Origin of the sequence: Pseudomonas sp. HMSC065H01, assembly GCF_001815235.1 — a bacterium.
Lineage (GTDB): Bacteria > Pseudomonadota > Gammaproteobacteria > Pseudomonadales > Pseudomonadaceae > Pseudomonas > Pseudomonas aeruginosa.
In genome coordinates this window covers 124,755-149,759 of the sequence record NZ_KV819855.1, presented here as the reverse complement: position 1 = coordinate 149,759, position 25,005 = coordinate 124,755, and the positions used below count along the sequence as shown (strand labels likewise).

Here is a 25,005-nt window from a genome sequence, read left to right as displayed (position 1 = left end):
GGTCGCGAAGGTCATGGGTATCGAAACTACGGCGCAGGCCCGTTGGCTGTCAAGCGGTCCGGCCGCGCCGGCAGGAAAAAGCCCCTGCCGCGATGGCAGGGGCTTGCCGTTTTGGCCGAACACCGCCGGAGGTCAGCGGGTCAGCAGCACCTTCTGCGGCTGCGAGCCGCTCACGGTGACCAGCTTGGTGACGGTGCCGCCCTCGGTGATGGTCTTGCCATCGCTCTGGGCGCTCCAGGTCAGCTCGCTGGAAATGTAGTAGGTGCCGTTGGGGATGTGGTCGAAGTCGAAGCGACCGTTCTGGTCGGTGGTCGCCTCGCGCACGTAGGTGGCGCGTCGCGGGTCGAGCACCGGCGGTTGCACGTCGGGGTCGCGCTTGGCGGCATCAAGGTTGCCGAACTTCGCGTAGTAGGCCTTCATGTAGCTGGTCGCAGGCTCCAGGGTGACCTTGGTGTTGGTCCCCTTCTGGATCGCACCCGACGCGCTGGTCAGGTACAGGTCGCCGTTGATCACGCCCTCTCCCACCTGCTGGGTCGCCGCGTATTCATGCTCCGGGAAATCCGGCAGGTCGTTGGGATTGGAGGCGCAGGCCGCCAGGGCCACGGTCATGGCCAGGAGGCCGAGGTTCTTCTTGATCGAAAGCATGGGCAATTCCTTTTTTCAAGCGAAGGTAACGAGTCCGTTGTGCGGCACCGACCGCGTGCTCAGGAGCGACGCCCGAGCAGGAAGCCGGCGAGCAGGCCCACCGCGGTGGTGATGGCCACGGTCTGCCAGGGATTGGCGCCGATATAGCTTTCCGTCGCATCCACCGCGTGGCGGCTGCGTTCGGCCACGGCGCTACCGCCCTTGCCGAGGGCATCGTTGGCCTTCTCCAGCAGCGCGCCGATCCGCGCACGGGCGCTATCGGCCTTGTCGCCGGCGAAGGCGGCGCTGTCGGCGAGCATGCTGTTGGCTTCGGAGAGCAGTTCCTGCAGCTCGCTGTAGCTCTGGTGCTGGATCTGCTCGAGGTTGTCTTTCACTGCGTTTTTGCGTGCCATCGAAGAGGCTCCCTGAAAAATGACTTGCAAAGGAGTTGATAGGCGCCGCAGTGAAAAAGTTCAGAGGAAATCGCCGGGAAGAACCGGCGCCCAGGCAGTGGGCGCCGGCTTCCATGGCCTGCCTGCCGTCAGAACGCGTAGATCGCCGAAAGAATCGCCGTGCGACCGTCGCCATACTCGATGGCCGAGGAGCGCGACTGGTTGCCGTACACCTGGCGCACCCGCTCGACGTAGGCCTTGTCGAACAGGTTGTCGAGGTTGAGTTGCAGTTTCAGGTCGCGCGTCGCCTGGTAGCCGAGCATCATGTTGTGCACCCAGTAGGCATCCAGCTTGCCGTTGTCCACCGAGGTGACGTTGCGCTGGCTGACGTAGCGTGCGCCATAGCCCAGGGTCACGCCCTCGGGCAGTTCGTAGGTGCTCCAGAGGCTCAACGAGCGCGGCGGGGTATTGCCCAGGGCCTGCCCCTCACGCTGCGGGTTGCTGGATTTCAGGGTTTCGCTGTCGAGGTAGGTGTAGGTGGCGAAGAGGTCCCAGTGCTCGTTCAGCTTGCCGCTGGCGCTCAGCTCCAGGCCACGCACGCGCTGTTCGCCGGCAAGCACGTAGCTGCCGTCGGCCAGGCGTTCGCGAGCGTCCTCCTTCTTCACCTGGAACAGCGCCGCGTCCAGCTCCAGGCGCCGTCCGAGGAACTCCCACTTGGTGCCCAGCTCGTAGGTACTGTTCTTCTCCGGCGCCAGGCCTCCGGTCGCCTCGGTCACGCCCGAGCCGGTGGTGACCAGGTGTTCCGCCGAGGGGTTGAAGGAGGTGCCGTAGGAGAAGTACACCCGCCCGTTCTCCAGCGGCTTGAATACCAGCCCCGCCCGTGTGCTCAGCTTGCCGTCGGAACTGTCGGCGCGCACCGTCGGCTTGCCTGAGGGCGTGCTCCGCGAGGTGCCGTCGATCCAGTCGTAGCGCAGGCCCAGGCTGAGGTCCCAGCGCTCGTCCAGGGCGATGGTGTCGAAGGCGTACAGCGCCTTGACCTCCAGTTCGGTCCGGTTGCGCGCGCTGTCGCGCTTGTCGGTGGGGCCGTTCCAGTAGCCCGGCGGGTTGTGCAGGTCGAAGCCGTTGGCCGGGTAGAACTTGCCCAGGTTGTAGGAGTAGGTGGTGCGGTCGTAGGTCTCGCGGGACAGCTCGAAGCCGCCGATCAGCGTATGCGCCAGGCCGAAGGTATCGAAGCGGCCGGTGAGGTTGGTCTGGTTGATCCACATCCGCGTCTTCGAATCGCGCCCGTAGGCTTGCGGTCCCGCCGGCAGGTAGCGACCCGGCGGCAGGCCCTTCTGGTTGACGTGGGAGGCGGAGATCACCGTGTCCCGATGCAGGTGGGAATAGCGGATGAGGTTCTGCAACTGGAAGTCGTCGCTGAAATCGTGTTCGAGCTTGAGGGTGGCGACGTCGTTGTCGATCCGTTCCTCGTCCAGGTTGCGCCAGCCGAAATAATCGTGGCGGCTGACGCCGTCCAGCTTGCGCCCGTTCAGCGCCGGCACGCCATAGTCGGGAAGGTTGTCGTCGCGCTGGTGGAAGTAGCTCAGGGTCAGGCGGGTCGGGGTGTCCAGGCCGAAGGTCAGGGATGGCGCGATGCCCCAGCGCTGCTTGTCGATCTGTTCGCGCCCGGCGACGTCGTTGTGGTGGGCCATGAGGTTGAGGCGGAAGGCGGTCGATTCGCCAAGCCCTTCCAGCGGCTGGTTGGTGTCCAGGGTCAGGCGCCGGTAGCGGTCCGTGCCCAGCCCGGCGCCCAGGTGGGTGAAGGCTTCGGCCTTGGGCTGCTTGCTGACCATGTTGATGCTGCCGCCGCTGGTGCCGGCGCCGCCGAACACCGAGTTCGGTCCCTTGATCACTTCCACCGCCTCCAGGTTGAACAGGTCGCTGCGGCTGGTCTGGGCGCTGTCGCGCAGCCCGTCCACCTGCATGTTGGCGTTGGCGCTGAAGCCGCGGATGTTGATGCTGTCGCCGGAACCGCCGCCGCCCTCGCCGGCGTTGAAGGTGATGCCGGAGACGTTGGACAGCACCTGGCGCAGGCTCAGGGCGTTCTGCTCCTGGATCACCTTTTGCGGCACCACCGTGACGGTCTGCGGGGTATCCAGCAGCGGCACGGCGTACTTGGCCGAGGCCGAGCGTTCGACCCTGGACGACGCCTGCTCGCCGGTGACCGTGTCGGCTCCCAGTTCCAGGGGATCGTCCTTGCGCGCCGCGTCCTCGGCCAGGGCCGGCGAGGAGCAGGCGGCCATCAATAGCATCAGCGGCGCCAGCGGGCGTTTGGTGGGCAAGGGGGACGGCTCGTTGCGACGATCCATGAAGTACTCCATCTTGGTTATTGAGAATCATTGGCATTTGATTGATGGAGGGTTTTTTCCACAAGCCGGACAGCTCCGAAAAAGCTCCCGGAAAAATCTGATAACCAACGGCAGAGTCCCGGAACAGAGGGCTCGCCGCGCGGCCCTTCTGCCAGGCGGCGACCGCATCCCTGCCATCGCGCAGACAAAAAAAAGCCCCGCCAATCGACCGGCGGGGCTTCCCTAAAGCGTGTCGCCTCAGAACAGCGAGGCGACCAGATGGGTGGCGGGCGCCACCTGGAAGTCGATGGACATCATCACGCTCAGCGCGGTGATGGCGACGATGGAGAAGGCGAACAGCTTGCGCGCCCAGACCCGGTCGTCGGCGGTCCAGTAGCCGGTCAGGGCGATGGCCAGCCACCACAGGCTCACCGCCACCGCCACCAGCAGGTAGCCGTAGCCGGCGTAGCCGCCCAGGCACAAGGCGAGGGTCGCCGCCATGAAGGCGAGGATGTAGAGCACGATGTGGATCTTGGTCACCGCGATGCCGCGCGCCACCGGCAGCACCGGGATGCCAGCCGCCTCGTAGTCCTTCAGGCGGAAGATGGCGATGGCATAGGAGTGCGGCATCTGCCACAGGCAGAAGATCGCCAGCAGCGAGGCGGCGCCGGCGTCGAACTGGCCGCTCACCGCGCAGTAGCCGACCACCGGCGGCATCGCCCCGGAGAGGCTGCCGACCAGCGTGCCGTACTGCGAACGACGCTTGAACCACAGGCTGTACAGGCCGACGTAGACGAAGTAGCCGAAGCCGGCCAGCGCGGTGGTCAGCGGGTTGGTCCGCCACCACAGCAGGCCGAAGCCGGCGACCCCGAGGACCAGGCCGTGGGCCAGGGCAGCCTTCAGCGAGATCTGCCCGGTCACGGTGACCCGCCCGCGGGTCCGCTCCATGTGCCGGTCGATGTCGCGGTCGATGCAGTTGTTCAGCACGCACCCACTGGCGACCACCAGCGACAGGCCGATGACCGTGGCCAGCAACAGCATCGGCTCGACGCTGCCGCGGGCGGCGAGGAAGTATCCCCCCGCCACCGCGATCAGGTTGCCGAAGATGATTCCTGGCTTGGCCACCAGGAGATAGCGTTTCAGCTTCACGTCATGGCCCTCAGGGCATCGGCATCATCAGCATGTCGGCGCTGAAGATGATCCACAGCGAGAGACCGACCACCAGCAGGATGACGATCACCGTGAAGATGAACGCCATCACGTTCCAGCGCCCTTCCGACGACATGTTCATGTGCAGGAAGCAGATCAGGTGCACCACCACCTGCACCAGGCCGAGGACGACCATGGTGAGGATGGTCGCGTGGCGCGAGAAGCCGCCGTCCATGACCATGTAGAACGGGATCGCGGTGAGGATCACCGAGAGCACGAAGCCGATCGCGTAGGAACCCAGGCTGCCGTGGCCGGCGCCGTGGTTGTCGTGTGCAGCGCTGCTCATTACAGGGCCCCCATCAGGTAGACGACGGTGAAGACGCAGATCCAGACGATGTCGAGGAAGTGCCAGAACAGGCTCAGGCACATCATCCGGGTGTTGTTCTGCGCGGTGAGGCCGCGGGTCCAGATCTGCGCCATCAGCACCAGCATCCACAGCAGACCGGCGCTGACGTGCAGGCCGTGCATGCCGACCAGGGTGAAGAAGGACGACAGGAAGGCGCTGCGGCTCGGGCCGAAACCTTCGGCGATCAGGTGGTGGAACTCGTTGATCTCCATCCCGATGAACGCGGCGCCGAGCAGGAAGGTGACCCCGAGCCAGGCGATCGCCTGGCCCTTGGCGCCCTTGTGCGCAGAGAGCATGGCCAGGCCGTAGGTGCAGCTGGAAACCAGCAGGATGGCGGTTTCCACCAGCACGTAGGGCAGCTCGAAGATGTCCTTGCCGCTGGGGCCGCCGGCGGTGTGGTGAACCAGCACCGCGTAGGTGGCGAAGACGCTGGCGAACAGCACGCAGTCGGTCATCAGGTAGAGCCAGAAACCGAATACGGTGTTGCCGCCGCTATCGTGTGCATGATCGTGGTCGTGGCCCACTTCGTGGGCGTCGGCCAGATGCTTGTTCAATACTGCCGTCGACATGGTTCAGACCTGCTTGGCGAGTTGCTGGAAACGGGCGCTTTCGATCTTCTCGATCTCTTCGGGCTGGACGTAGTAGTCGACGTCCTGGTTGTAGCTGCGCACGATGAAGGAGCCGATCATGCCGACGAAGCCGACCGCCATGAGCCACCAGATATGCCAGATGGCGGCGAAGCCGAAGACGAAGGCGAACACGGCGATGGAGAAGCCCGCGGCGGTGTTCTTCGGCATGTGGATCGGCTGGTAGGCCGGCAGCTTGCGGTAGGCGGTGCCGGCCTTCTTCATGTCGTGGAAGGCATCCACGTCCTGCACCTTCGGCAGCTCGGCGAAGTTGTAGAACGGCGGCGGCGAGGAAGTGGCCCATTCCAGGGTGCGGCCTTCCCACGGGTCGCCATTGACGTCGGCCAGTTGCTTGCGGTTGCGGACCGAGACGAACAGCTGGATCAGTTGGCAGGCGATGCCGCAGAAGATCAGCACGGCGCCGAAGAACGCGACCACCAGGTAGGGCTTCCACAGCGGGTTGTCGTAGTGGTTCAGGCGACGGGTCATGCCCATGAAGCCGAGGATGTAGAGCGGCATGAAGGCCATGTAGAAGCCCACCAGCCAGCACCAGAAGGAACGCTTGCCCCACTTCTCGTCGAGGGTGAAGCCGAACGCTTTCGGGAACCAGAAGGCGAAGCCGGCCAGGTAGCCGAATACCGCGCCGCCGATGATGGTGTTGTGGAAGTGGGCGATCAGGAACAGGCTGTTGTGCAGCAGGAAGTCCGCGCCCGGGATGGCCAGCAGGACGCCGGTCATGCCGCCGATGGTGAAGGTCACCATGAAGCCCAGGGTCCACAGGATCGGCGTGCTGAAGCGCAGGCGGCCCTTGTAGATGGTGAACAGCCAGTTGAACAGCTTCACCCCGGTGGGGATCGAGATCAGCATGGTGGCCACGCCGAAGAAGCCGTTGACGTCACCGCCCGAACCCATGGTGAAGAAGTGGTGCAGCCACACGGTGAAGCCGAGGAAGGTGATCGCGGCGCTGGCCCAGACCATCGACTTGTAGCCGAACATGCGCTTGCCGGCGAAGGTCGCGGTGACCTCGGAGAAGATACCGAAGGCCGGCAGGATCAGGATGTACACCTCGGGATGGCCCCAGGCCCAGAAGAGGTTGATGTACATCATGGCGTTGCCGCCGAGCTCGTTGGTGAAGAAGTGCATGTCCAGGTAGCGGTCGAGCGACAGCAGGCCCAGCGCAGCGGTGAGGATCGGGAACGAGGCGACGATCAGGATGTTGGCGAAGGTGCAGGTCCAGGTGAAGATCGGCATCTGCATCAGCTTCATGCCCGGGGCACGCATCTTGAACACGGTGACCAGGAAGTTGATCCCCGTGAGCAACGTGCCCATCCCGGATATCTGTAGCGCCCAGATGTAGTAGTCCACCCCTACCCCGGGGCTATAGGCCAGCTCCGACAGCGGCGGATAGGCCACCCAGCCGGTACGGGCGAATTCGCCCAGGCCCAGCGACACGTTGACCAGCATGGCGCTGACCACGAGCAGCCAGAAGCTCAGCGAGTTGAGGAAGGGGAACGCCACGTCGCGCGCGCCGATCTGCAGCGGCACGGCCAGGTTCATCAGGCCGGTCATGAACGGCATGGCCATGAAGATGATCATGATCACGCCATGCGCGGTGAAGATCTGGTCGTAGTGCTCCGGCGGCAGGTAGCCGTGGTTGGCGCCTTCGGCCAGGGCCAGCTGGCCGCGCATCATGATCGCGTCGGCGAAGCCGCGGACCAGCATGACCAGGGCGACGACGATGTACATCACGCCGATCTTCTTGTGGTCGACCGAGGTCAGCCACTCGGTCCACAGGTAGGTCCACTTGCGGTAGTAGGTGATCGCACCGACCACGCCGAGGCCCAGCAGGGCGACGACGGCCAGTGTGACCATGACGATGGGCTCGTGGTAAGGCACGGCCGAGAGTGTCAGTTTCCCGAACATCTGCGCTTACTCCTGGGTACTCGGTTGCATGTGCATGTCCTTCATGTCTTTCATGCCCTGCATGGCTTGCATGTCCATGTCCTGCATGTCGTGACCGGTCATGGCGGCTTCGTGCTCAGCCCCGGCGTGCTCGCCGTGCGCGGCACCCTTGGCGTCGCCGTGGTGCTCGTACTTGGTGAGGATGTGGCCAAACAGTTCCGGGCTGACCGAAGAGAAGTAGGTCGGCGGAACGTTCTCGCTCGGCTTGACCAGTTCCGGGTAGGTGCCGATCGACAGGCTGGCCGGTGCCGCCTTGACCTTGGCGACCCAGTCCTGGAAGCCCTGCTCGGAGGTGGCGATGGCCTTGAAGCGCATGCCGGAGAAACCGCCGCCGCTGTAGTTCGCGGAGATACCGTCGAATACGCCTTCTTCGTTGGCGATCAGGTGCAGCTTGGTCATCATCCCGGCCATCGAGTAGATCTGGCTGCCCAGCTGCGGGATGAAGAACGAGTTCATCACCGAATCCGAGGTGATCTGGAAATTCACCGGGGTGTCTTTCGGGAAGGCGATCTCGTTGACCGTGGCGATACCCTGCTCCGGGTAGATGAACAACCACTTCCAGTCCAGCGAAACGGCCTGGATGGTGACCGGCTTGACCTCGGAGTCCAGCGGACGGTACGGGTCGAGCTTGTGGGTGCTTTCCCAGGTGATCCAGCCGAGGATCGCGATGATCACGCAGGGCACCAGCCAGACCACCGCCTCGATGCGGTTGGAGTGGTGCCAGTCCGGCTTGTACTCGGCCTGGGTGTTCGAGGCGCGGTACTTCCAGGCGAACGCCAGGGTCATCACGATCACCGGGATGACCACGATCAGCATCAGCAGGGTCGCGGTAATGATCAGGGTGCGCTCGTCCATGCCCACCTGCCCTTTCGGGTTGAACAGGGTCATGTCGCAGCCGCCGAGCAGCAGCGCGGGCGCCAGGGAAAGCCATTTCAATGCGGCAAACGGGTTTGCTTTGGTCATCTTCCGGCCTTAATCGATGGAAGGAGCGAGTGGTCGCTCATGGATGTCTCCTTGCAAGGCTTGTGGCGGAGACCGCTGGCTTCAGCCAGTTCCAGACATGCAGTCGCCGCCGGGGTACGGAACGGCCATTGCCCGGCCACGGGAGAAGGCAAGCGGATACCTTTCCCGATTCCGGTGGCGGACTCGTTCCACGCGCTGAGTCGTTCCTTGATGAACAGCGTTTTCGAAGCTGTGCCGGAAGAGGCCAAGGGCGGCCAAGGCACGTGCATGCCTGGGCGAGAAGGATTGCCCTTCCCGCCGGGTGATCAGGTCGCAGTTATCGGTCGGCTATTTGTTGTGCAACAGGCAAGGCAGGAACCCATTTATCGCGATGCGGAGCAGAGACTCGCGCGACGCTCGTTGGACCGAAACTGAGCGTCAGTTATTACAATTCATTTCAGCTGAGGAGCCTATGACACATCTTGCAATAGACTTTCTCAAACATAGATAAAGTAGGGCTTTTACCTGCCTGCGACAGGTTGTCGCAGGCCGTACCCTAGCACAACAGTTGGAATACGCGAATATTCTTCGCTTCGAGCAGCATAACGCAAGGAAATCGCCCCCACGCCAGCATCGTGACCCGAGAGTCAGTGTCTATCGGCCTGCAACTGTACCCCTGCCGTTCGTCCAGATGCGCCAACTGTATCCGCCGCCGGGCCGGCGCTAACGCGCAGGCGCCAGAGCAGCGCGGCGGCCAGCAGGGCGCTGGCTCCGGCCACCAGCATAGCCAGACGGAAGCCCTCGGCCAGCGCGGCCGGCAGCTCGGCGTCGAGCCCCGCCAGGGAACCAGGCAAGCGATGGGCCGTGATCGCCTGGGTGGCGAGCCGTTGCGCATCGGCAATCCCCAGCTCCTCCAGCCGATCGCCCAGGACGACGATCGCCCGCCCGCTCAGCAGCGCTCCCAGCAACGCGATGCCGACGGCCATGCCGGCCTGGCGCAGGGTATTCATGGTCGCCGAGGCCATCCCGGAACGCTCGCGGGCCACGCTCGCCATGACCGCCAGACCGGTGCCGGGAACGGCCAGGCCCATGCCCAGGCCGAGCGCCACCAGCAACAGGCCGACCCAGGGATACGCGGTTCCCGTACCGCAAGCGGCCAGCGCCAGCATGGCCAGGCCGATCACCAGGTAGCCCAGCACCAGCAGGCGTCGCAGCGGTACGTGCCGCTGCAACCGGCCGAACAGCATGGACAGTGCGCCCATGGCGAGGAACTGCGGCGCCAGGTAGAAGCCGGCCTGCTGCGCCGAGGCACCCTGCACCTGCTGGAAGAACAGGGAGAGGAAGAACAGGCTGGCGTAGCCGGAAAAACCGAGGACGAACGAGGCCAGGTTGCAGACGGCGAACCCGGCCTGGCGGAACAACCCCAGGGGCAGCAGCGGTCGGGCGGTCCGCCGCTCGACGAAGAGGAAGCCAAGCAGGCCGACCCCGGCCAGGAGCAGCGCCGGCCAGGCCGTGGGAGACAACCAGCCGCCCTCTCCCGCGGCGATCAGGGCGTAGGTCAACGCCCCCAGCCAGACCACGCTGAGCAGCTGCCCCAGGGGATCGAAGGCGGCGTGCTCGGGGTGCGCGGTTTCCTCGATGCCCCACAGGCCCAGGGCGAGCGCCAGCAGGCCGAGCGGCAGGTTGATCAGGAAGATGCTCTGCCAGCCGGCGTGCTCCACCAGCAGGCCGCCGAGCAGCGGGCCGAGGATCAGCGACAGCGCGCTGAAGGAGGTCCAGCCGCCGATCACCTGGGCGCGCTGGCCGGGATCGTGGAAAGCCTGGGTAAGGATCGACAGCGCGCCGGGTATCAACAGCGCCCCGGCGATGCCCTGGACCGCGCGTCCGAACAGCAGCAGCGCCAGCGAGGTGGCCAGCGCGCAGAGCAGCGAACCGAAGCTGAACAGGCCGACCCCGAGCAGCCAGGTCAGCTTGCGACCGTAGCGGTCGCTCAGCGGTCCGGAAGACAGCATGAAGGCGCTCAGGCACAGCGCATAGGCGTCGACCACCCACTGCAGGCCGGCCAGGTCGGTATCCAGGGCGTACTGCAGCGTCGGCAGGGCGAGGTTGACGATGCTGATGTCGAGCGAGGCGATGAAGGTTCCCAGGTAAATGGCGGCGACCAGGGCGACACGACGCGAAGGGTTCATGGAGTACTCCGATGAGAGGGCGCTGGCCCAGGAATAATCCATTGACCGACGGTCAGTCAATAAATATCGCGAAACATTCTCATCTTCCTGTCATGCCTCGTCTTCCCCTCCACGCTCTTTTACACTGCGGCCAACCCAACCACCGGACCCGCGCTCCATGCCCGATCGCCACGCCGAACAGCCTGCCCGCCAACCGCGCACCAAGCCTGCGGAGGTTCGTCTCGAGGAACTGATGGCGGCGGCGCAGCAACTGTTCCTAGACAAGGGTGTGGACGCCACCACCATCAGCGACATCGTCGCTGCCGCGGGGGTCGCCAAGGGTACCTTCTATCACTACTTCCAAGCCAAGGCCGACATCCTCCTGGCCCTACGCGAGCGCTTCACCCAGGCTTTCCAGCAGCGCATCGCGAATGCCGTCGAGGCCTGTCCGGCGAACGACCATCCCGGCCGCCTGCGCGCCTGGACCGAGAGCGGCCTGGCGGGCTACCTGGAGGGCTACCGGCTTCACGATGTGGTCTACAGCGAACACCATCACCACCAGCGCGGCAACCAGGAGCGCGACCGCGTGCTGGAGCAATTGGCGGAGCTACTGGAGAACGGCGCGGCGGCCGGCGCCTGGCCGCTGCGCAACCCACGGCTGAACGCCCTGCTGCTCTACTCCGGGCTGCATGGCGCCGCCGACGACGCCATCGCCGGCGGCCGCCTGGATACCCAGCCGCTGGCCGGCGAACTCGCCGATGCCTTCCTGCGCCTGCTCGGTGCCAGCGACTGAGGCAGGCTCAGCCGCAGAAGGTTTCCTGCAGGTGGCGCCAGTACAGCCGCCCTTCGTCGTCACGGTGCAGGACTACGGTGGACAGGCGCTCGCTGCGACCCGCCGCGTCGGACTGGATTTCCCGATAGGCCAGGGTCGCGCCATCCACGCCTGAAGCCAGCAGACTCTCGCCGTCGATCTCGATGCGCAGCCCAGGACGGGTGCCGCCCTTGCTGCGGAACAGCTCGCCCAGAGCAGTCTTGTCCAGGACCACGCCATGCGGCGTGACCATCGAGAAGTCCTCGGCGAAACGCGCCATCAACGCATCCAGCGCGTCAGCCCGTGAGTCGCCGGCCAGCCAGTCGCGGATCGCCACGTGGGCATGGTGGATTTCCCGGCGGTAGGCACAAGTCATGGTGTAGCTCCTTTCAGGTCTGGACCAGGGCGCGAACCCCGGCGGAATCGATACGCCTCACCCACGGCAGAGGCAATAGCGTGAAAGCGGCGGCGAACAGGAAGCAGTGGACGAAGGCCGCGGGGTCGGCCCGCGCCTGCAATAGGTTGAGCAACCCACCGAGCACGGCCATGCCCAGGCAGAACGCCAGTTGCCGATTGATGTTCCACAAGGCGCTGGCATGGCCCATGCGCGCCGCCGGGACGTCGAGCAAGGCCATGCCCTGTGCCGCGCTGCTACACAGGCTGCCGCCGAATCCCATGGTCGCGTAGGCCCCCGCCAGTTGCCAGAAGCCGCTCCCCTCCCCGCTTCGAGCCAGCCACAGCAGGCCGCCGGCCTGTATCGCCATGCCCGCCAGCAGCAAGGATTTCGGCCCCCAGCGATTGAAGCGTCGCCGGGTCAGGCCGATGGCCAGGCCGGCCGCCAGCGCCCAGGGCAGCATCAGCGCACCGGCACGGCTCGCGCTGAGGCCGAGGGGGCCTTGCAGATAGAGCATGGCGACCAGGTTGGCGCCCATGAAGGCTCCCGGCACGCAGAGATAGACCAGCATCGCCGTACGCAGCAATGGCGCCTCCAGCAAGCCAAGGTCGAGCAGCGCGTCGGTACGAGCGCGCCCGTCACGCCAGTAGCAGCAGCCCAGCACGCAGGCCAGCAGCGCCAGGAGCAGGCCACGCCCGCCGCCGCCGGGCGATCCCAGCCAGGCGAGCGCCACCAGCAGCGTGGCCAGCGCCGCCGAGCCGAGCAGCAGGCCGCGCAGGTCCAGGCGCTGCGCCGCATGCTTGTGCCTGGGCAGCCAGCGCATCGCCAGGGCCAGCACCAGCAGCGCCGGCGCCACGCTGGCGAAGAAGATCCCACGCCAGGACAGGCTGTCCACCAGCCAGCCGCCGAGGGCAGGCGCCACGGCGGGAACGATCAGCGCCACCAGCATCACCCGTGCGGTCAGGCCGGCCCGTGCCGACGCCGGGACATTCCGATAGGCCATGGCCTGGCCGAGGGGGATCAGCAACCCGCCGGCCAACCCCTGGCACAGGCGCCAGACGATCAACGTCGCCGCCGATCCAGCCAGGCCGCAACCCAGCGAAGCGCTGGCGAAACCGGCCAGTGCCAGCAGCATCAGTCGCCGTTCTCCCAGGCGCGAAGCGAGCCAGACGCTCAACGGAATCACCAGGGTCAAGCCGAGCAGGTAGGTGTTGCCGATCCACGCCAGGGTCGCCACCGAAGCGCCAAGGGAACGCCCGATGTCCGGGTAGGCGACGCTGGCGATGAAGATGTTCACCAGGTCCAGGGCGAACCCCAGCAGGTACAAAGTGGCCAGGCGGGACGGTTGATTCATGGGCGCTCCGGAGGTTTGCCGGGGAGCATAGCGAGGCGCTCGCGCTATCTGGAGAGGCTAATCGCGCATAGACTGTCAAATCGAATTTGACAATAGGGTCGCCTTCCATGGTCAGCCTCGACCGCTTCGAAACCTTTCGCGCCGTGGTCGACTGCGGTTCCCTCAGCGCCGCCGCCGACACCCTCGGCCAGACGCGTGCGGTAGTCAGCTTCAACCTCAAGCGGCTGGAGGCCGAGCTGGGCGTTTCTCTGCTCAGCCGCAGCACCCGGCGGATGGCCCTGACCGATGCTGGCGAACGCTTCTACCAGCGCTGCGTGAAGGTGCTCGACGAGGCGCGCCTGGCCATCGACGACGCCCGCGCCGAGCATGGCGAACTGCGTGGCAGCCTGCGCGTCACCACCACCCAGGAATACGGCCTGCGCCAACTGGTGCCGGCCCTGCAGGCATTCGCCCGGCTGCACCCGGCGTTGCAGGTACAATTGTCGACCTCATCGCTGCATGCCGACCTGATTGGCGAACGCTTCGACGTCGCGATCCGCCTGGGGCGCCTGGAGGACTCCACCCACCATGCGGTGCAACTGGCCAGCTTCGAGGTCCTGGCGGTGGCCAGCCCGGCCTGCCTGGCGGCGCTCGGCGAACCGCCGCCGACCGACCTGGAGAGTCTGGAGCGCCTGCAGAATCTCGGTCACAGCCGGCTGGCGGACTCCCTGCCCTGGCAAGTACGCGCCCCCGACGGCGCCCTGCGCAGCTACCGCGGACCGCGCCATCCCATGCTGCTGGCCGACAACGCCGCGGCCCTGCGCGCCTTTGCCCTCGACGGCCTGGGTATCGCCGTGCTGCCGGACTGGCTGGTGCAGGCCGACTTGCGCTGCGGCGCACTGCAACGCCTGCTGGCGGACCACGGGTTTCCGCTCCAGGGCGTGCATGCCGTTTATCCGCCGACCCGCCACCTGCCGTCGAAGGTCCGCGCGTTCATCGACTTCCTCAAGACTCGCCTGGGGCACCCGGACGCCGGTTAGAAAACCGAGGCCGCCGCGGTTGCCCGCGGCGGCCTCGGCACAGACGTGGCTCAGTTACCCTGCGGCATCTCGCCGCGCGCCAGGCGCGCATTGATGTCGCGGACCACCGCCGGCAGCTCGGCGATGGTCTCGATCAGGTAGTGCGGACGCGAACCTTCGAACATCTGTTCGATACGCGTCCGCTCGCGCTCCAGTTCGGCCGCCGGCAGCGCCTTGTACTGCTCGTAGGTGAGGCCCAGGGCATTGCCCGAGCAGGTCAGCGCCACCGTCCACATCCCGGCGCGGCGCCCTTCGAGGATACCCGGCCAGGTGTCGTCGACCTTCACGCAGGCCGCCACATCGTCGATCCCCAGGGCGATCACGTTGGCCAGCGCCTGGGCCGGCCATGGCCGGCCGTTGGGCACTTCGTCGGTGGCCACCACGTGGTCGGCGACGTAACCGTTGGTCTCGGCCAGGGCTACCACCTTCTCCATCACCACCGCCGGATAACCGGAACAGGAACCGATCTTCAGGCCCATCCCGCGGAGTTCGGCGATCGCCTGCAGGGCGCCGGGGATCAGCGCCGAATGTTCGGCGATCTTTTCGATCTGCAGCGGCATGAAGCGCTCGTAGATGGCGGTGACATCGTCGTCGCTGGGCAGGCGGCCGAAGACGGCGCGGTAGCGCTCGGCGATCGCCGGGATGTCGCAGAGGGTGCGGATGTGGTCCCACTTGCCCATTCCCATCGGACCGCGCGCTTCCTCCAGGCTGACCTGGACGCCGAATTCGGCGAAAGCCTCGACGAAGATCTGGGTCGGCGCGAAGGAGCCGAAATCGACTACGGTTCCCGCCCAGTCGAGGATGGCGGCCTGGAGGGTGGCTGGCTGGTTGTAATTCATTGTCGTGAACCCTTTTCTGCTCGTTGTCGTTCAGTTCAGATCTCGAGGACTTCCAGTTCGCGCAGCGCCTCGCCGATGGCGGCGACCGCCTGCCGCATCTCCGCGGCGTCGACGTGGCCGATGCAGCCGACGCGGAAGGTTTCCACCTGGGTCAACTTGCCCGGATAGAGGATGAAGCCCTTCTCCCGCACGCGTTGGTAGAAGTCGGCGAAGCGGTAGCGCGGATCGCGCGGCGCGTGGAAGGTAACGATGATCGGCGCCTGGATTTCCGCCGGCAGGAAGCTGCGGAAACCGAGCCGGGCCATCTCGCCGAGCAGCGTTTCGCAATTGCTCGCGTAGCGCCGCTGGCGCGCCGGCAGGCCGCCCTCCTCTTCGTACTGGCTGAGCGCTTCGTGCAGGGCGGCGACCACATGGGTCGGCGGGGTGAAGCGCCACTGCCCGGTCTTGCGCATATAGGCGTGCTGGTCCTGCAGGTCCATGGCCAGGGAGTGGCAGTTGCCGGCGCTGGCTTCCAGGGCGGCGCTGCGGGCGAAGACGAAGCCCATCCCGGGGACGCCCTCCAGGCACTTGCCGGAGGCGGCGATCAAGGCATCGAACGGAACTTTCCGGGCATCGATCCCGATCGCCCCGAAGGAGCTCATGGCATCGACGATCAGGCGCTTGCCGTGACGCTCGACGACCTTGGCGATGGCCTCGAGCGGATTGAGGATGCCGGTGCTGGTCTCGCAGTGGATCAGCGCCACATGGCTGATCGCCGGATCGGCGGCCAGCAGACGCTCGACGTCAGCGGCGGTGGTCGGCACGTTCTCTTCGGTCTCGAAGGTGCTGAAGGGCCGTTGCAGAACCTCGCAGATCTTCGCCAGGCGCTTGCCGTAGGCACCGTTGATCAACACCAGGACCTTGCCGTCGCGCGGCACCAGGGTGCCGATCGCCGCTTCCACGGCGAAGGTGCCGCTGCCCTGCAACGGTACGCAGGTGTGGCTGCCTTCGCCGCCTACGATCTTCAGCAGGCGCTGGCAGACGCTGGCGGTGAGTTCGTTGAAATCGCTGTCCCAGGAGCCCCAGTCGACCATCATCGCCCGACGGGTACGGTAGGAGGTGGTCAGCGGACCGGGGGTCAGCAGGATGGGTGCGCGTTCGGCAGTGCTCATGCTCATTTCCTCTGCGGGAATCGGCCAAAGAAACCGGATCGGGCTTCGCGGTCCGGGCGGTCGTTCCGCGCCGGCGTTCCAGGGAAGCCTGGAGACATAAGGTGAGCGCCGCGCTACTATCGTTCAAATTGTTTGTTCCGATGCCAGCCATAAGCCAGGCCGATACCATGAATCTCTTCCAGCTCCGCGCCTTCGACGCCGTGGCCCGCGAAGGCAGTTTCACCCGCGCCGCCGAGCGCCTGTGCATCAGCCAACCGGCGGTGACCGGACACGTCAAGGCACTCGAGGAGCACTACCAGGTCACCCTGTTCCGGCGCACCGCCCGGCGCATCGAACTGACCGAGGAGGGCTCGCGCCTGGTGGCGATCACGCGCACCCTGTTCGCCCTGGAGGAAGAAGCCGAGGCCCTGCTCGACGCCAATCGACAATTGGTCTCCGGCCGCCTCGAAGTCGCCGCCGACGGCCCGCACCTGGTGATGCCGATGCTCGCCCGGCTGCGCGCGAGCTATCCGGGAATCACCGTCAACCTGCGTCTGGGCAACGCCCAGGAGACCCTCGCGGCGCTGCTCAGCGAACACGTCGACGTCGCCGTGCTGACCGAGGTCGAGGCGCGTCCCGGGCTGTTCCTGGAGGAGTTGGTGAATTCGCGTATCTGCGCCCTGTTGCCTCGCCAGCATCCCTGGTGCGAACGCAACGAAGGCGTACCGCTGGAAGAGCTCGACCAGCAGATCATGGTGCTGCGCGAACCCGGTTCGATCACCCGCCGCACCTTCGACCGCGCCTGTGCCGAGCAGGGCGTGCAGCCGCGGGTGCTGCTGGAGCTGGACAGCCGGGAAGCGGTGACCGAAGCGGTGGCCGCCGAACTGGGCGTCGGCGTGGTGTCTTCCCTGGAGGTCGGCAACGATCCGCGGGTTCGCGCGGTGCCGCTGGTCGGTCCCGAGCTGACCAACCGCCACCTGATCGGCTGCCTGGAGAAGCGCCGCGGCCTACGGGTGATCAGGGCATTCCTGGAACTGGCGGCGGCCTGAGTCGCGCCTCAGCTCCAGTGACGCTCGCGGGTGCGGCGGTCTTCGCCGAAGCCGAACAGCGAGGCCAGCGAATACACGATCAGCTCGGCGATCCAGGCGACCAGCAAGGCGCAGCCCAGGCCCCAGGCGATCACCTCGGGCTTGAGCAGGACCTGGTAGCTGTAGCTGGCATAGGTTTCCATCAGCAACTCATGGTTCGGTGCGCGCAGCATGTGCCAGGCGCGGGCGTACCAGGGACCCTGCATGGCCTGCCACTCAGCGTCGAGCATGCGCGCGCGACGCATCAGGCGGTCGAGGTTCTCGCCGTCGCGCTGGAACACCGGATCGCTGTTGCTGCGGTAATGCCTGACCAGTTCCTCCAGGCTACCGTTGAAGAACTGCCCGGCGGTCTGCTGGAAGCCCTGGATGTTCTGCGCGGCCTCCAGGCGATGGGCGTCGACGCGCTTGGCGTAGTCGTCGATGAAACCGGGCACCTGCACCCCGAGCAGCAGGCCCAGGGTGAACAGCAGCAGTCTCAGGTAACTGCGGAACATGCGCTCTCCTCGTTCACGGCGGCGATTCAGACCCGCCCCTTGGCCAACACCTCGCCGCCCCACCAGAGGACCCACTCGCCGCTCTGCTGCAAGGTCCAGTTCTCGTTGTCGGTGAGCGGCTCGGTGGCGATCACCGTGACCACATCGTCCGGCGTGGTTTCCGCATGGAAGTCCACGGTCAGGTCGGCATCCTTCAACCGCGCCGGGCCGAATGGCGCACGGCGGGTAATGTAGGCGAGTTTGCTGGAGCAGAAGGTGAACAGCCAGTCGCCGTCGCTGATCAGGGCATTGAACACACCTTTCTTGCGATATTCGTCACAGGCCGAGATCAGCACCGGCAACAGCACCTCCACCGGCACCGGCTCGGGGAAAGCCCGGCGCACGCGGTTCAGCAGGTCGCAGAAGGCCGCCTCGCTGTCGGTCTCGCCGACCGGGCGGTAGAAACCGGGCTTGGGCTGGAAGTCGGCCAGTTGGCCATTGTGCGCGAAGGTCCAGTAGCGCCCACCGAGTTCGCGGATGAAGGGGTGGGTGTTGCTCAGCCCGACCTTGCCGACGTTGGCCTGGCGGATGTGCCCGATGACCGTCTCGCTCTTGATCGGGAAGCGCTGCACCAGCCGCGCCACCTCCGAATCGACGCTCGCCAGCGGGTCCTGGAACAGCCGCACGCCGCGTCCTTCGTAGAAGGCGATGCCCCAACCGTCGCGGTGCGGGCCGGTACCGCCGCCGCGCTGCATCAGTCCGGTGAAGCTGAAGACGATGTCCGTCGGGACGTTGGCGCTCATGCCCAATAGTTCACACATGGCTCAAACCTCCCTGAGCAAGGCTGTACGTAGTAGTTCTCGTTCCCGCTGCAGACGCGCCTGCAGGCTCGCGCGACCGACCGGCAGGAAACGGGTCAGGGCGCGCCAGAGCAGTCGCGGCAGGTCGCCGCGACGCCGGGGAATCAGGTGCAGATGCAGGTGCGCCACGTGCTGGTTGGCCGCCACGCCATCGTTGAGCAACAGGTTGATGCCTTCCACGCCGAAACCGGCCCGGCGCAATGCGCGACCGATACGCTCGGCGAGCGCCAGGAGGGCGTCGCGGGCGGCGGCGGAAAGATCGCTCAGGTGCGGGGCGTGCTCGCGGGCTACGATCAGCACGTGCGCCGGTCGCAGCGGAAAGATGTCCAGCAGGACGATGAAATGCTCGTCCTCGAAGAGTCTGTGCGCCGGCTCGCGGCCACCCGCTATGGCGCAGAACACGCAATCCATGGGAAATCCCGACATAGGCCTCGCCTCATGCTGAACGCCTGCCGGGCGTAGCGCAAGAATGGATTTCGTCGCGAAAGGCTACAGGCGCGGCTCGATGCGCATGCGCCGGTCGCCGTGCTCGTCGGTGCGGGTGTCGACGTCCGGCATCAACTCGGGCTGCATCATCTGCCGCAGGGTCGGCTCGTCCTCGGCGTCCTGCGACGGATGCCGACGATTCTTCCAGGCCCGCTCCAGCGGCCAGCGGATGGCGGCGATCAGCAGGTACAGGCCGAAACCGAGCAGCGCCACCAGGGCCAGGTCAGAGACCGCGCGCCAGGCGTTGTTGCCGACCTTGAACACGACATCCAGCGCGGTGATGGCGATGGCCGGGGCGTAGAGGTCGTTCTGCGGGTCCACCGGAGTCGGCGTGAACAGCAGGATGAAGACGATCAGCCGCAGGGGTTCGCGCAGCCAGCGCCACATCCAGCCGGTCATCAGCCAGAACACCAGCATCAGGCCGAGTCCGGCGATGGCGTAGGCGCCCCAGGCGATCAGATAGTCTTGTTCATTCATGCGGCGTGCGTGGCGATAGCGGTGATGGGGGGCTTATGATAGCCGCTTTTGCATGCCGACGCGCCTACCCACCGATGGCGGGCGCCGCGCCGCCAGTTTTATTCAGATTTCCCGGCCTCGCGCATGGCCGGATCGACGAGGATTCCCGATGCCCCATCCGCAGCCCCCCATCGCCCGCCGCGACGCCGGAAGCGACCCCTACGCCTGGCTGGAGGAGCGCGACGCCCCGGAGGTGCTCGACTACCTGAAGGCCGAGAACGCCTACCTGGATAGCGAACTGGCCGACCAGGCCGGGTTGCGCGAGACCCTGTTCGAGGAGATCAGGGGACGCATCCGCGAGACCGACCTGTCGTTGCCCAGTCCGTGGGGTCCGTGGCTGTACTACCAGCGCACCACCGCCGGCGACGAATACCCGCGCCACTACCGCTGCCCGCGTCCGGCGGACGGCAGCCTGGCGGTCGACGAAGGCGCCGAGCAACTGTTGCTCGATCCCAACCAGTTGGCCGACGGCGGCTTCCTCTCCCTCGGCGCCTTCAGCATCAGCCCCGACCAGAGCCTGCTGGCCTACAGCCTGGACACCAGCGGCGACGAGATCTACCGCCTGTTCGTCAAGGACCTCGCCAGCGGCGCGGTGCAGGCCCTGCCCTTCGAGGACTGCGACGGCAGCCTGACCTGGGCCAACGACAACCGCACGCTGTTCTTCGGCGAACTGGACGACACCCACCGCCCGCACAAGCTCTATCGCCACCGCCTGGGCGAGGCCGGCGCCGAGCTGGTGTTCGAGGAAGGCGACGGGCGCTTCTTCCTGCACTGCTACCGCTCCAGCTCGGAACGCCAGCTGATCCTCCTGCTCAACAGCAAGACCACCAGCGAGGCCTGGGTGCTCGACGCCGACCAGCCGCAGGGAACGTTCCGTTGCCTGGCGCCGCGCGAGGAAGGCCACGAGTACTACCCCGACCACGGTCGCCTCGACGGCCGGGGCCTGTGGCTGATCCGCAGCAACCAGGCGGGGATCAACTTCGCCCTCTACCAGGCCGAGGAGTCGCGGCCGACTTGCGAGCACTGGCAACTGCGCGTGGCCCACGACCCGCAGCGGACCCTGGAAGATGTCAGCCTGAACGCCGAGGCGGTGATCCTCGGCCTGCGCGACGGCGGCCTGCCGGTTATCGAGGTGCAACCGCAGGGCCTGCCGGCCTACCGCGTGCAGTTGCCGGACGCCGCCTACAGCCTCTACGTGCAGGACAGCCTGGAATTCGACAGCCCCTGCGTGCGACTGCGCTACGAGGCCCTGAACCGTCCGGCGCAGGTACGCCAGCTGAACCTCGCCGATGGCACGCAGACCGTCCTCAAGCAGACCCCGGTGGAAGGCCCATTCGACGCCGACGCCTACGCCAGCCGGCGCATCTGGGCCAGCAGCGGCGACGGCACGCAGGTGCCGGTCAGCCTGGTGGCGCGCAAGGAAGTCCTCGACGGCATCGCCGCCGGGCGCCCCGCGCCGCTCTATCTCTATGGCTACGGCGCCTACGGGCATAGCCTCGATCCCTGGTTCTCCCACGCCCGCCTGAGCCTGCTCGAACGCGGCTTCGTCTTCGCCATCGCCCATGTCCGTGGCGGCGGCGAACTGGGCGAAGCCTGGTACCGGGCCGGCAAGCTGGAACACAAGCAGAACAGCTTCGACGACTTCATCGCCTGCGCCGAGCACCTGCTCGCCGAGGGCTACTGCCGTCCCGAGGGTCTCGCCATCAGCGGCGGCAGCGCCGGCGGGCTGTTGATCGGCGCGGTGCTCAACCAGCGCCCGCAACTGTTCGGCGCGGCCATCGCCGAGGTGCCTTTCGTCGACGTGCTGAACAGCATGCTCAATCCGGACCTGCCGCTGACCGTCACCGAATACGATGAGTGGGGCAACCCGCAGGAGCCCGAGGTGCATGCGCGGATCGCCGCCTACGCGCCCTACGAGAACGTCAGGGCCCAGGACTACCCGCACCTGCTGGTGGTCGCCGGCTACAACGACAGCCGCGTGCAGTACTGGGAAGCCGCCAAGTGGGTGGCGAAACTGCGGGCGACCAGGACCGACGCCAACCTGCTGCTGCTCAAGACCGACCTCGGCGCCGGCCACGGCGGCATGAGCGGCCGCTACCAGGGGCTGAAGGACGTGGCGCTGGAATACGCCTTCCTGCTCAAGGTCCTCGGCCTGGTATGACCACCGCGGGGGCCGGCGACGCCGGCCTTCCGCCACGAAAAAGGGAACCTTCGTGAAACGACGCTTCTGGCCCGCCATGGGCCTGCTCGCCGCGATCATGCTGGCCGTCTACCTGGCGAATCCGTTCGGCACCGCCAGTCTCGACCCGCGCGCACGGCTCCTCGGCGTGGCGCTGTACAAGATCCCTTCGCGCTCGATGGAACCGACCTTGCAACAGGGCGACTTCATCCTCGCCAACGCCGCGCGCTACGCCTTCGCCGACCCGCAGGTCGGCGACCTGGTGGTGTTCCGCTTCCCGCCGCAGCGCAGCATCGCCTATGTGAAGCGCATCGCCGGGATACCCGGCGATCGCGTGCGGATCGATGGCGGCCGGCTCTACGTCAATGAGCGCCCGGTGACGGAGCCCTACCTGGCGCAACAGGCGCTGCGCCAGCCGGACTCCCTGCGCATGGCCGAGCGGACCGTCCCCGCCGGCCAATACTTCATGCTCGGCGACAACCGCGACAACTCCAACGACAGCCGCTACTGGGGCTACGTACCGCGCGCCGACCTGGTCGGCCGGGTGTTCGCCGTCTGGTATGCCGAGGACACCCGGCGCATCGGTTCGGTGCGCTGACGCCCCTCAGAAGAACTGGGTGACGCTGATCTTGGCGTTGCGTCCCTGGCTGTAGACCAGGTCGCCGCCCAGCGGCTGGCGATAGGAGCGGTTGAACAGGTTGTCCACGGTGAAGTCGATGCGGGTGTCCTTCAGGCCCAGCTTGGCCGGGACCCACTCGGCGAACAGCCGATGAGTGTCGTAGCTGTCGTTGGCCGCGTGATCCCAGTAGATATCGCCGGAACCGGTACCCATCCCGCCGCTGTAGCGATCGCTGGGCAGGCGGTCGGTCTTGCGCACGAACTCGCCCTGCCAGCCGAGCTTGGCATCCCATTCCGGAACCTTCAGGCCGAGCATGGCCACCCACTTCGGCGGCGGGATGTCGCGCGCCCACACGTTCGGTCCCCAGGGATTGCTGTAGGCCCCATCGTGCTTGCCGGTCATCCACGAGTAGGACAGGCTGCCGAACAGCCGCTGGCTGTCGTAGAAGCTCTCGATCTCGAAGCCCTTGATGGTCAGGCCCGGCAGGTTGCGGTAGTTGCTCAGCGGCAGCATGTCGCCGCAGCTACCACCGATACTGCCGTTGTCGATCGACTGCTGGCGGCAGCCGACGCTGCGGGTGCGGAATATCTCGTCCTTGATGCGGTTCTGGAACAACGTGGTGCGGATCTGCAGGCTGTCGCCGGCGACCAGCAGGTCCGGCAGGTTGATCACGCTGCCGCCACGGATCGCATGGATGCGCTCGGCGTCCAGGTCGCGGCTGCTGCCACCGATGGTCGAACTGTTCTGCACTTCGTACTGCTCGTCGATCACCGGCGCTCGCCAGGTCTCGGTGTAGTCGGCGAAGAACGCCAGGTTCGGCGTCGCGGTCCAGAACACCGACAGCCGCGGCGACCAGCCGGAGTAGGTCTGGGCGCGATAGTCATGGCCGAGCTTGGGATTGTCGTAGATCGGCGCCAGGTTGGCCTGGCCGTCGTTGCGCACGCTGTCGAAGCGCATCGATGGGGTGACGGTCAGGCTGCCGTAGGTGATCGCGTCCTGGATGTAGAAGCTCTGCGTGTCCTGCTTGCCGGCCGGCATGAATGCCGGTTGCAGCCAGCCGTAGTTGTAGCGCGGGGTCTCGTAGGTCTTGCCCGGCATGTGCATGAGGATGTCGCGCTTGTGCTTGTGCAGCGCCGCGCCCAGGGTCAGCTCGTGCTGTAGCGCTCCGGAATCGAAACGGCTGGTGTTGCGCAGTTCCAGGACCTTGTCCTGGTACTCGGTACGCATCCGCTTGCCACCGGTGGCGAGCTGGTAGAAGGCGGTGTCCTCGCGACGGTCGAGTTGCTCGGTGCGGGCGTCGGAATAGCTCAGTTGCAGGTCGATCCAGGGGTTGTCCAGCGGATGGTAGTTGTACTTGCCGGTCCAGGTGGTGTCGGTGGTATCGCGGTGGGCCAGCAGGCGGGTCAGGCCCAGCTCGTAGCCGTAGCGGTCGATGGTCCACTGGCTCGGCGGGGTCGGGTAGCTGCTGGCGGAGAACGGCGTCCAGCGCGAGCTTTTCGAGCGCAGGTAGGTGAAACCCAGGTCGTGCTCCTCGGTGGGGTGCAGGTTGAGCTTGAACAGGCCGGTCTTCTCGTCCTGGGCGCTGTTGGGCAGGCGCTTGGGGTTGATCGGGTAGTCGGTGGGCGACAGCGGCAGGTTGTCGGCCAGCTTCATGTCGCGGCCGTCGCGGCCGTTGAGGTAGAGCAGGGCATCGACGCGGCGGTCTTCGCTGCGACCGAACACGGCGCCGGAGTATATCTTCTGCTGGTCGTTGGAGTGATAGCCGTACTTGAGCATGGCGCCGACGTCGCGGCCTTCGCGCAGCAGGTCCGGCGCGTCCTTGGTCTCCATGTGCACGGTGCCGCCGAAGCCGCCATTGCCGGTGAACACCGAGTGCGGTCCCTTCTCCACCTCGATGCGCTTGATCATTTCCGGTTCGATGAACACTGTGCCCTGCTGATAGCGCTCGAAGCCGCTCTTCTGCGCGCCGTCCAGGGTATAGGGCACGTCCTCGGCGTCGCCCAGGCCCCAGATGTTGGTGGTCTGTCCACCCGGCTTGGGCGAGCCGCCCATGGTCACTCCGGGCAGGGTCTGCAGCAGGCTGGGGATGTTGTCCGCCTGCTGGCGTTCGATATCCCGCCGGGTCAGGGTCGAACGGCCGACGTTGCTGGCGTCCACTTCGCGACCGTTGCCGACGATGGTCTGCGCGTCCAGTTGCAGAGCGTTGTCGCTGTAGGCATCGACCTGGCGCCGGCGCACCACGTAGCCGCCGCCCGCCTCCACCAGCTCCAGCTCGGAACCAACCAGCAACCGCTCCAGCGCCTCGCGCACCCCGTAGCTGCCGCTCAGCGCCGGAGCGCGCAGGCCCCGCAGGAGCGACTCGTCGAACAGCACCTGGACCTGCGCCTGCTGCGCCAGGCGCGACAGCGAGGCGGCCAGCGGCTGCGCCGGCAGGTCGAAGCGTCGTTCGGCAGCGCTGGCGCCGGCGGCCCACAACGCGGCGCCGAGCACGGCGGCGGAACACAGCGGGCGCCAGGCGGCGCGGGTGAAAGGCAAGGTCATGCTGGAACTCTCCCCAAGTGACTGCTGGATGTCGCCGGCAGCGGCGACGGACAGCAGAGAA

General features: G+C 66.4%; 23 protein-coding genes. 5 read left to right on the top strand and 18 right to left on the bottom strand.

The genetic code is table 11. The features are described 5' to 3' along the window. Positions 1–132 precede the first annotated feature (132 nt). The 9 genes from HMPREF3014_RS06325 to HMPREF3014_RS06285 form a co-directional block, all read right to left on the bottom strand. Positions 133–645 (bottom strand): prealbumin-like fold domain-containing protein, encoded by a 513-nt coding sequence (locus HMPREF3014_RS06325; RefSeq protein WP_003082734.1) that lies wholly within the window; start codon positions 643–645, stop codon positions 133–135. Positions 646–704: 59 nt separating this feature from the next. Continuing rightward, a complete protein-coding gene (locus HMPREF3014_RS06320) occupies positions 705–1,037 on the bottom strand; it encodes an ElaB/YgaM/YqjD family protein (RefSeq protein ID WP_003082731.1) in 333 nt (110 codons plus the stop codon). A 128-nt stretch (positions 1,038–1,165) separates the two neighbouring features. Beyond that, on the bottom strand, positions 1,166–3,364 hold the full coding sequence (locus tag HMPREF3014_RS06315) for a TonB-dependent receptor (RefSeq protein WP_003082728.1): 2,199 nt from the start codon (positions 3,362–3,364) through the stop codon (positions 1,166–1,168). 237 nt (positions 3,365–3,601) lie between these two features. Next, a complete protein-coding gene (cyoE, locus tag HMPREF3014_RS06310) occupies positions 3,602–4,492 on the bottom strand; it encodes a heme o synthase (RefSeq protein ID WP_003082726.1) in 891 nt (296 codons plus the stop codon). A 10-nt stretch (positions 4,493–4,502) separates the two neighbouring features. Continuing rightward, positions 4,503–4,838 (bottom strand): cytochrome o ubiquinol oxidase subunit IV, encoded by a 336-nt coding sequence (cyoD, locus tag HMPREF3014_RS06305; RefSeq protein WP_003109258.1) that lies wholly within the window; start codon positions 4,836–4,838, stop codon positions 4,503–4,505. After that, complete coding sequence (cyoC, locus tag HMPREF3014_RS06300) at positions 4,838–5,467, bottom strand: cytochrome o ubiquinol oxidase subunit III (RefSeq protein ID WP_003086858.1); 630 nt, start codon at positions 5,465–5,467, stop codon at positions 4,838–4,840. The genes cyoD and cyoC overlap by 1 nt, the downstream gene beginning before the upstream one ends. 3 nt (positions 5,468–5,470) lie before the next feature. Continuing rightward, entirely contained in the window at positions 5,471–7,447 is a 1,977-nt protein-coding gene (cyoB, locus tag HMPREF3014_RS06295) for a cytochrome o ubiquinol oxidase subunit I (RefSeq protein ID WP_003082705.1), read from the bottom strand. Between the two features lie 6 nt (positions 7,448–7,453). Next, positions 7,454–8,449, bottom strand: coding sequence for a ubiquinol oxidase subunit II (cyoA, locus tag HMPREF3014_RS06290; protein WP_003082702.1), 996 nt, complete (start codon positions 8,447–8,449; stop codon positions 7,454–7,456). Between the two features lie 626 nt (positions 8,450–9,075). After that, positions 9,076–10,617 (bottom strand): MFS transporter, encoded by a 1,542-nt coding sequence (locus tag HMPREF3014_RS06285; protein WP_019371986.1) that lies wholly within the window; start codon positions 10,615–10,617, stop codon positions 9,076–9,078. Between the two features lie 157 nt (positions 10,618–10,774). Between HMPREF3014_RS06285 and HMPREF3014_RS06280 the strand changes: the two genes are divergently transcribed. Beyond that, positions 10,775–11,389: a TetR/AcrR family transcriptional regulator gene (locus tag HMPREF3014_RS06280; protein WP_003120492.1), complete on the top strand. Its 615-nt coding sequence runs from the start codon at positions 10,775–10,777 to the stop codon at positions 11,387–11,389. A gap of 7 nt (positions 11,390–11,396) precedes the next feature. On the opposite strand, the gene HMPREF3014_RS06275 is transcribed toward HMPREF3014_RS06280, so the two are convergent. Further along, entirely contained in the window at positions 11,397–11,783 is a 387-nt protein-coding gene (locus tag HMPREF3014_RS06275) for a DUF4440 domain-containing protein (protein ID WP_003082694.1), read from the bottom strand. 13 nt (positions 11,784–11,796) lie between these two features. Continuing rightward, positions 11,797–13,155, bottom strand: coding sequence for an MDR family MFS transporter (locus HMPREF3014_RS06270; protein ID WP_003082692.1), 1,359 nt, complete (start codon positions 13,153–13,155; stop codon positions 11,797–11,799). 107 nt (positions 13,156–13,262) lie between these two features. Here HMPREF3014_RS06270 and HMPREF3014_RS06265 point away from each other — a divergent pair, with 107 nt between their 5' ends. After that, positions 13,263–14,174, top strand: coding sequence for a LysR family transcriptional regulator (locus tag HMPREF3014_RS06265; protein ID WP_003082689.1), 912 nt, complete (start codon positions 13,263–13,265; stop codon positions 14,172–14,174). Positions 14,175–14,224: 50 nt separating this feature from the next. Here HMPREF3014_RS06265 and phnX read toward each other — a convergent pair whose 3' ends face one another. Further along, complete coding sequence (gene phnX / locus HMPREF3014_RS06260; RefSeq protein WP_003100114.1) at positions 14,225–15,052, bottom strand: phosphonoacetaldehyde hydrolase; 828 nt, start codon at positions 15,050–15,052, stop codon at positions 14,225–14,227. Positions 15,053–15,087: 35 nt separating this feature from the next. Continuing rightward, positions 15,088–16,203, bottom strand: a complete 1,116-nt coding sequence (gene phnW, locus HMPREF3014_RS06255) for a 2-aminoethylphosphonate--pyruvate transaminase (protein WP_003086851.1) — start codon at positions 16,201–16,203, stop codon at positions 15,088–15,090. 167 nt (positions 16,204–16,370) lie between these two features. On the opposite strand from phnW, the gene HMPREF3014_RS06250 reads away from it, so the two are divergent. After that, a complete protein-coding gene (locus HMPREF3014_RS06250) occupies positions 16,371–17,231 on the top strand; it encodes a LysR substrate-binding domain-containing protein (protein ID WP_003082684.1) in 861 nt (286 codons plus the stop codon). Positions 17,232–17,239: 8 nt separating this feature from the next. Here the strand turns inward: HMPREF3014_RS06250 and HMPREF3014_RS06245 are convergent, their stop codons facing one another. From HMPREF3014_RS06245 to HMPREF3014_RS06230, 4 genes are all read right to left on the bottom strand, one after another. Beyond that, positions 17,240–17,764 carry a DUF2937 family protein gene (locus tag HMPREF3014_RS06245; RefSeq protein ID WP_003082681.1) on the bottom strand — a complete coding sequence of 175 codons (525 nt, stop codon included), beginning with the start codon at positions 17,762–17,764 and terminating at the stop codon, positions 17,240–17,242. 26 nt (positions 17,765–17,790) lie between these two features. After that, positions 17,791–18,564, bottom strand: a complete 774-nt coding sequence (locus tag HMPREF3014_RS06240) for a class II glutamine amidotransferase (RefSeq protein WP_003082680.1) — start codon at positions 18,562–18,564, stop codon at positions 17,791–17,793. Between the two features lie 3 nt (positions 18,565–18,567). Beyond that, complete coding sequence (locus HMPREF3014_RS06235) at positions 18,568–19,029, bottom strand: HIT family protein (RefSeq protein ID WP_003082677.1); 462 nt, start codon at positions 19,027–19,029, stop codon at positions 18,568–18,570. A 63-nt stretch (positions 19,030–19,092) separates the two neighbouring features. Next, on the bottom strand, positions 19,093–19,566 hold the full coding sequence (locus HMPREF3014_RS06230; RefSeq protein WP_003086834.1) for a hypothetical protein: 474 nt from the start codon (positions 19,564–19,566) through the stop codon (positions 19,093–19,095). A 148-nt stretch (positions 19,567–19,714) separates the two neighbouring features. On the opposite strand from HMPREF3014_RS06230, the gene HMPREF3014_RS06225 reads away from it, so the two are divergent. Then, complete coding sequence (locus HMPREF3014_RS06225; RefSeq protein ID WP_003116042.1) at positions 19,715–21,766, top strand: S9 family peptidase; 2,052 nt, start codon at positions 19,715–19,717, stop codon at positions 21,764–21,766. A 76-nt stretch (positions 21,767–21,842) separates the two neighbouring features. Then, positions 21,843–22,382, top strand: coding sequence for a signal peptidase I (lepB, locus tag HMPREF3014_RS06220; protein WP_003082673.1), 540 nt, complete (start codon positions 21,843–21,845; stop codon positions 22,380–22,382). Positions 22,383–22,388: 6 nt separating this feature from the next. Here lepB and hxuC read toward each other — a convergent pair whose 3' ends face one another. Then, positions 22,389–24,944: a heme receptor HxuC gene (hxuC, locus tag HMPREF3014_RS06215; RefSeq protein WP_023087635.1), complete on the bottom strand. Its 2,556-nt coding sequence runs from the start codon at positions 24,942–24,944 to the stop codon at positions 22,389–22,391. Positions 24,945–25,005: the final 61 nt, after the last annotated feature.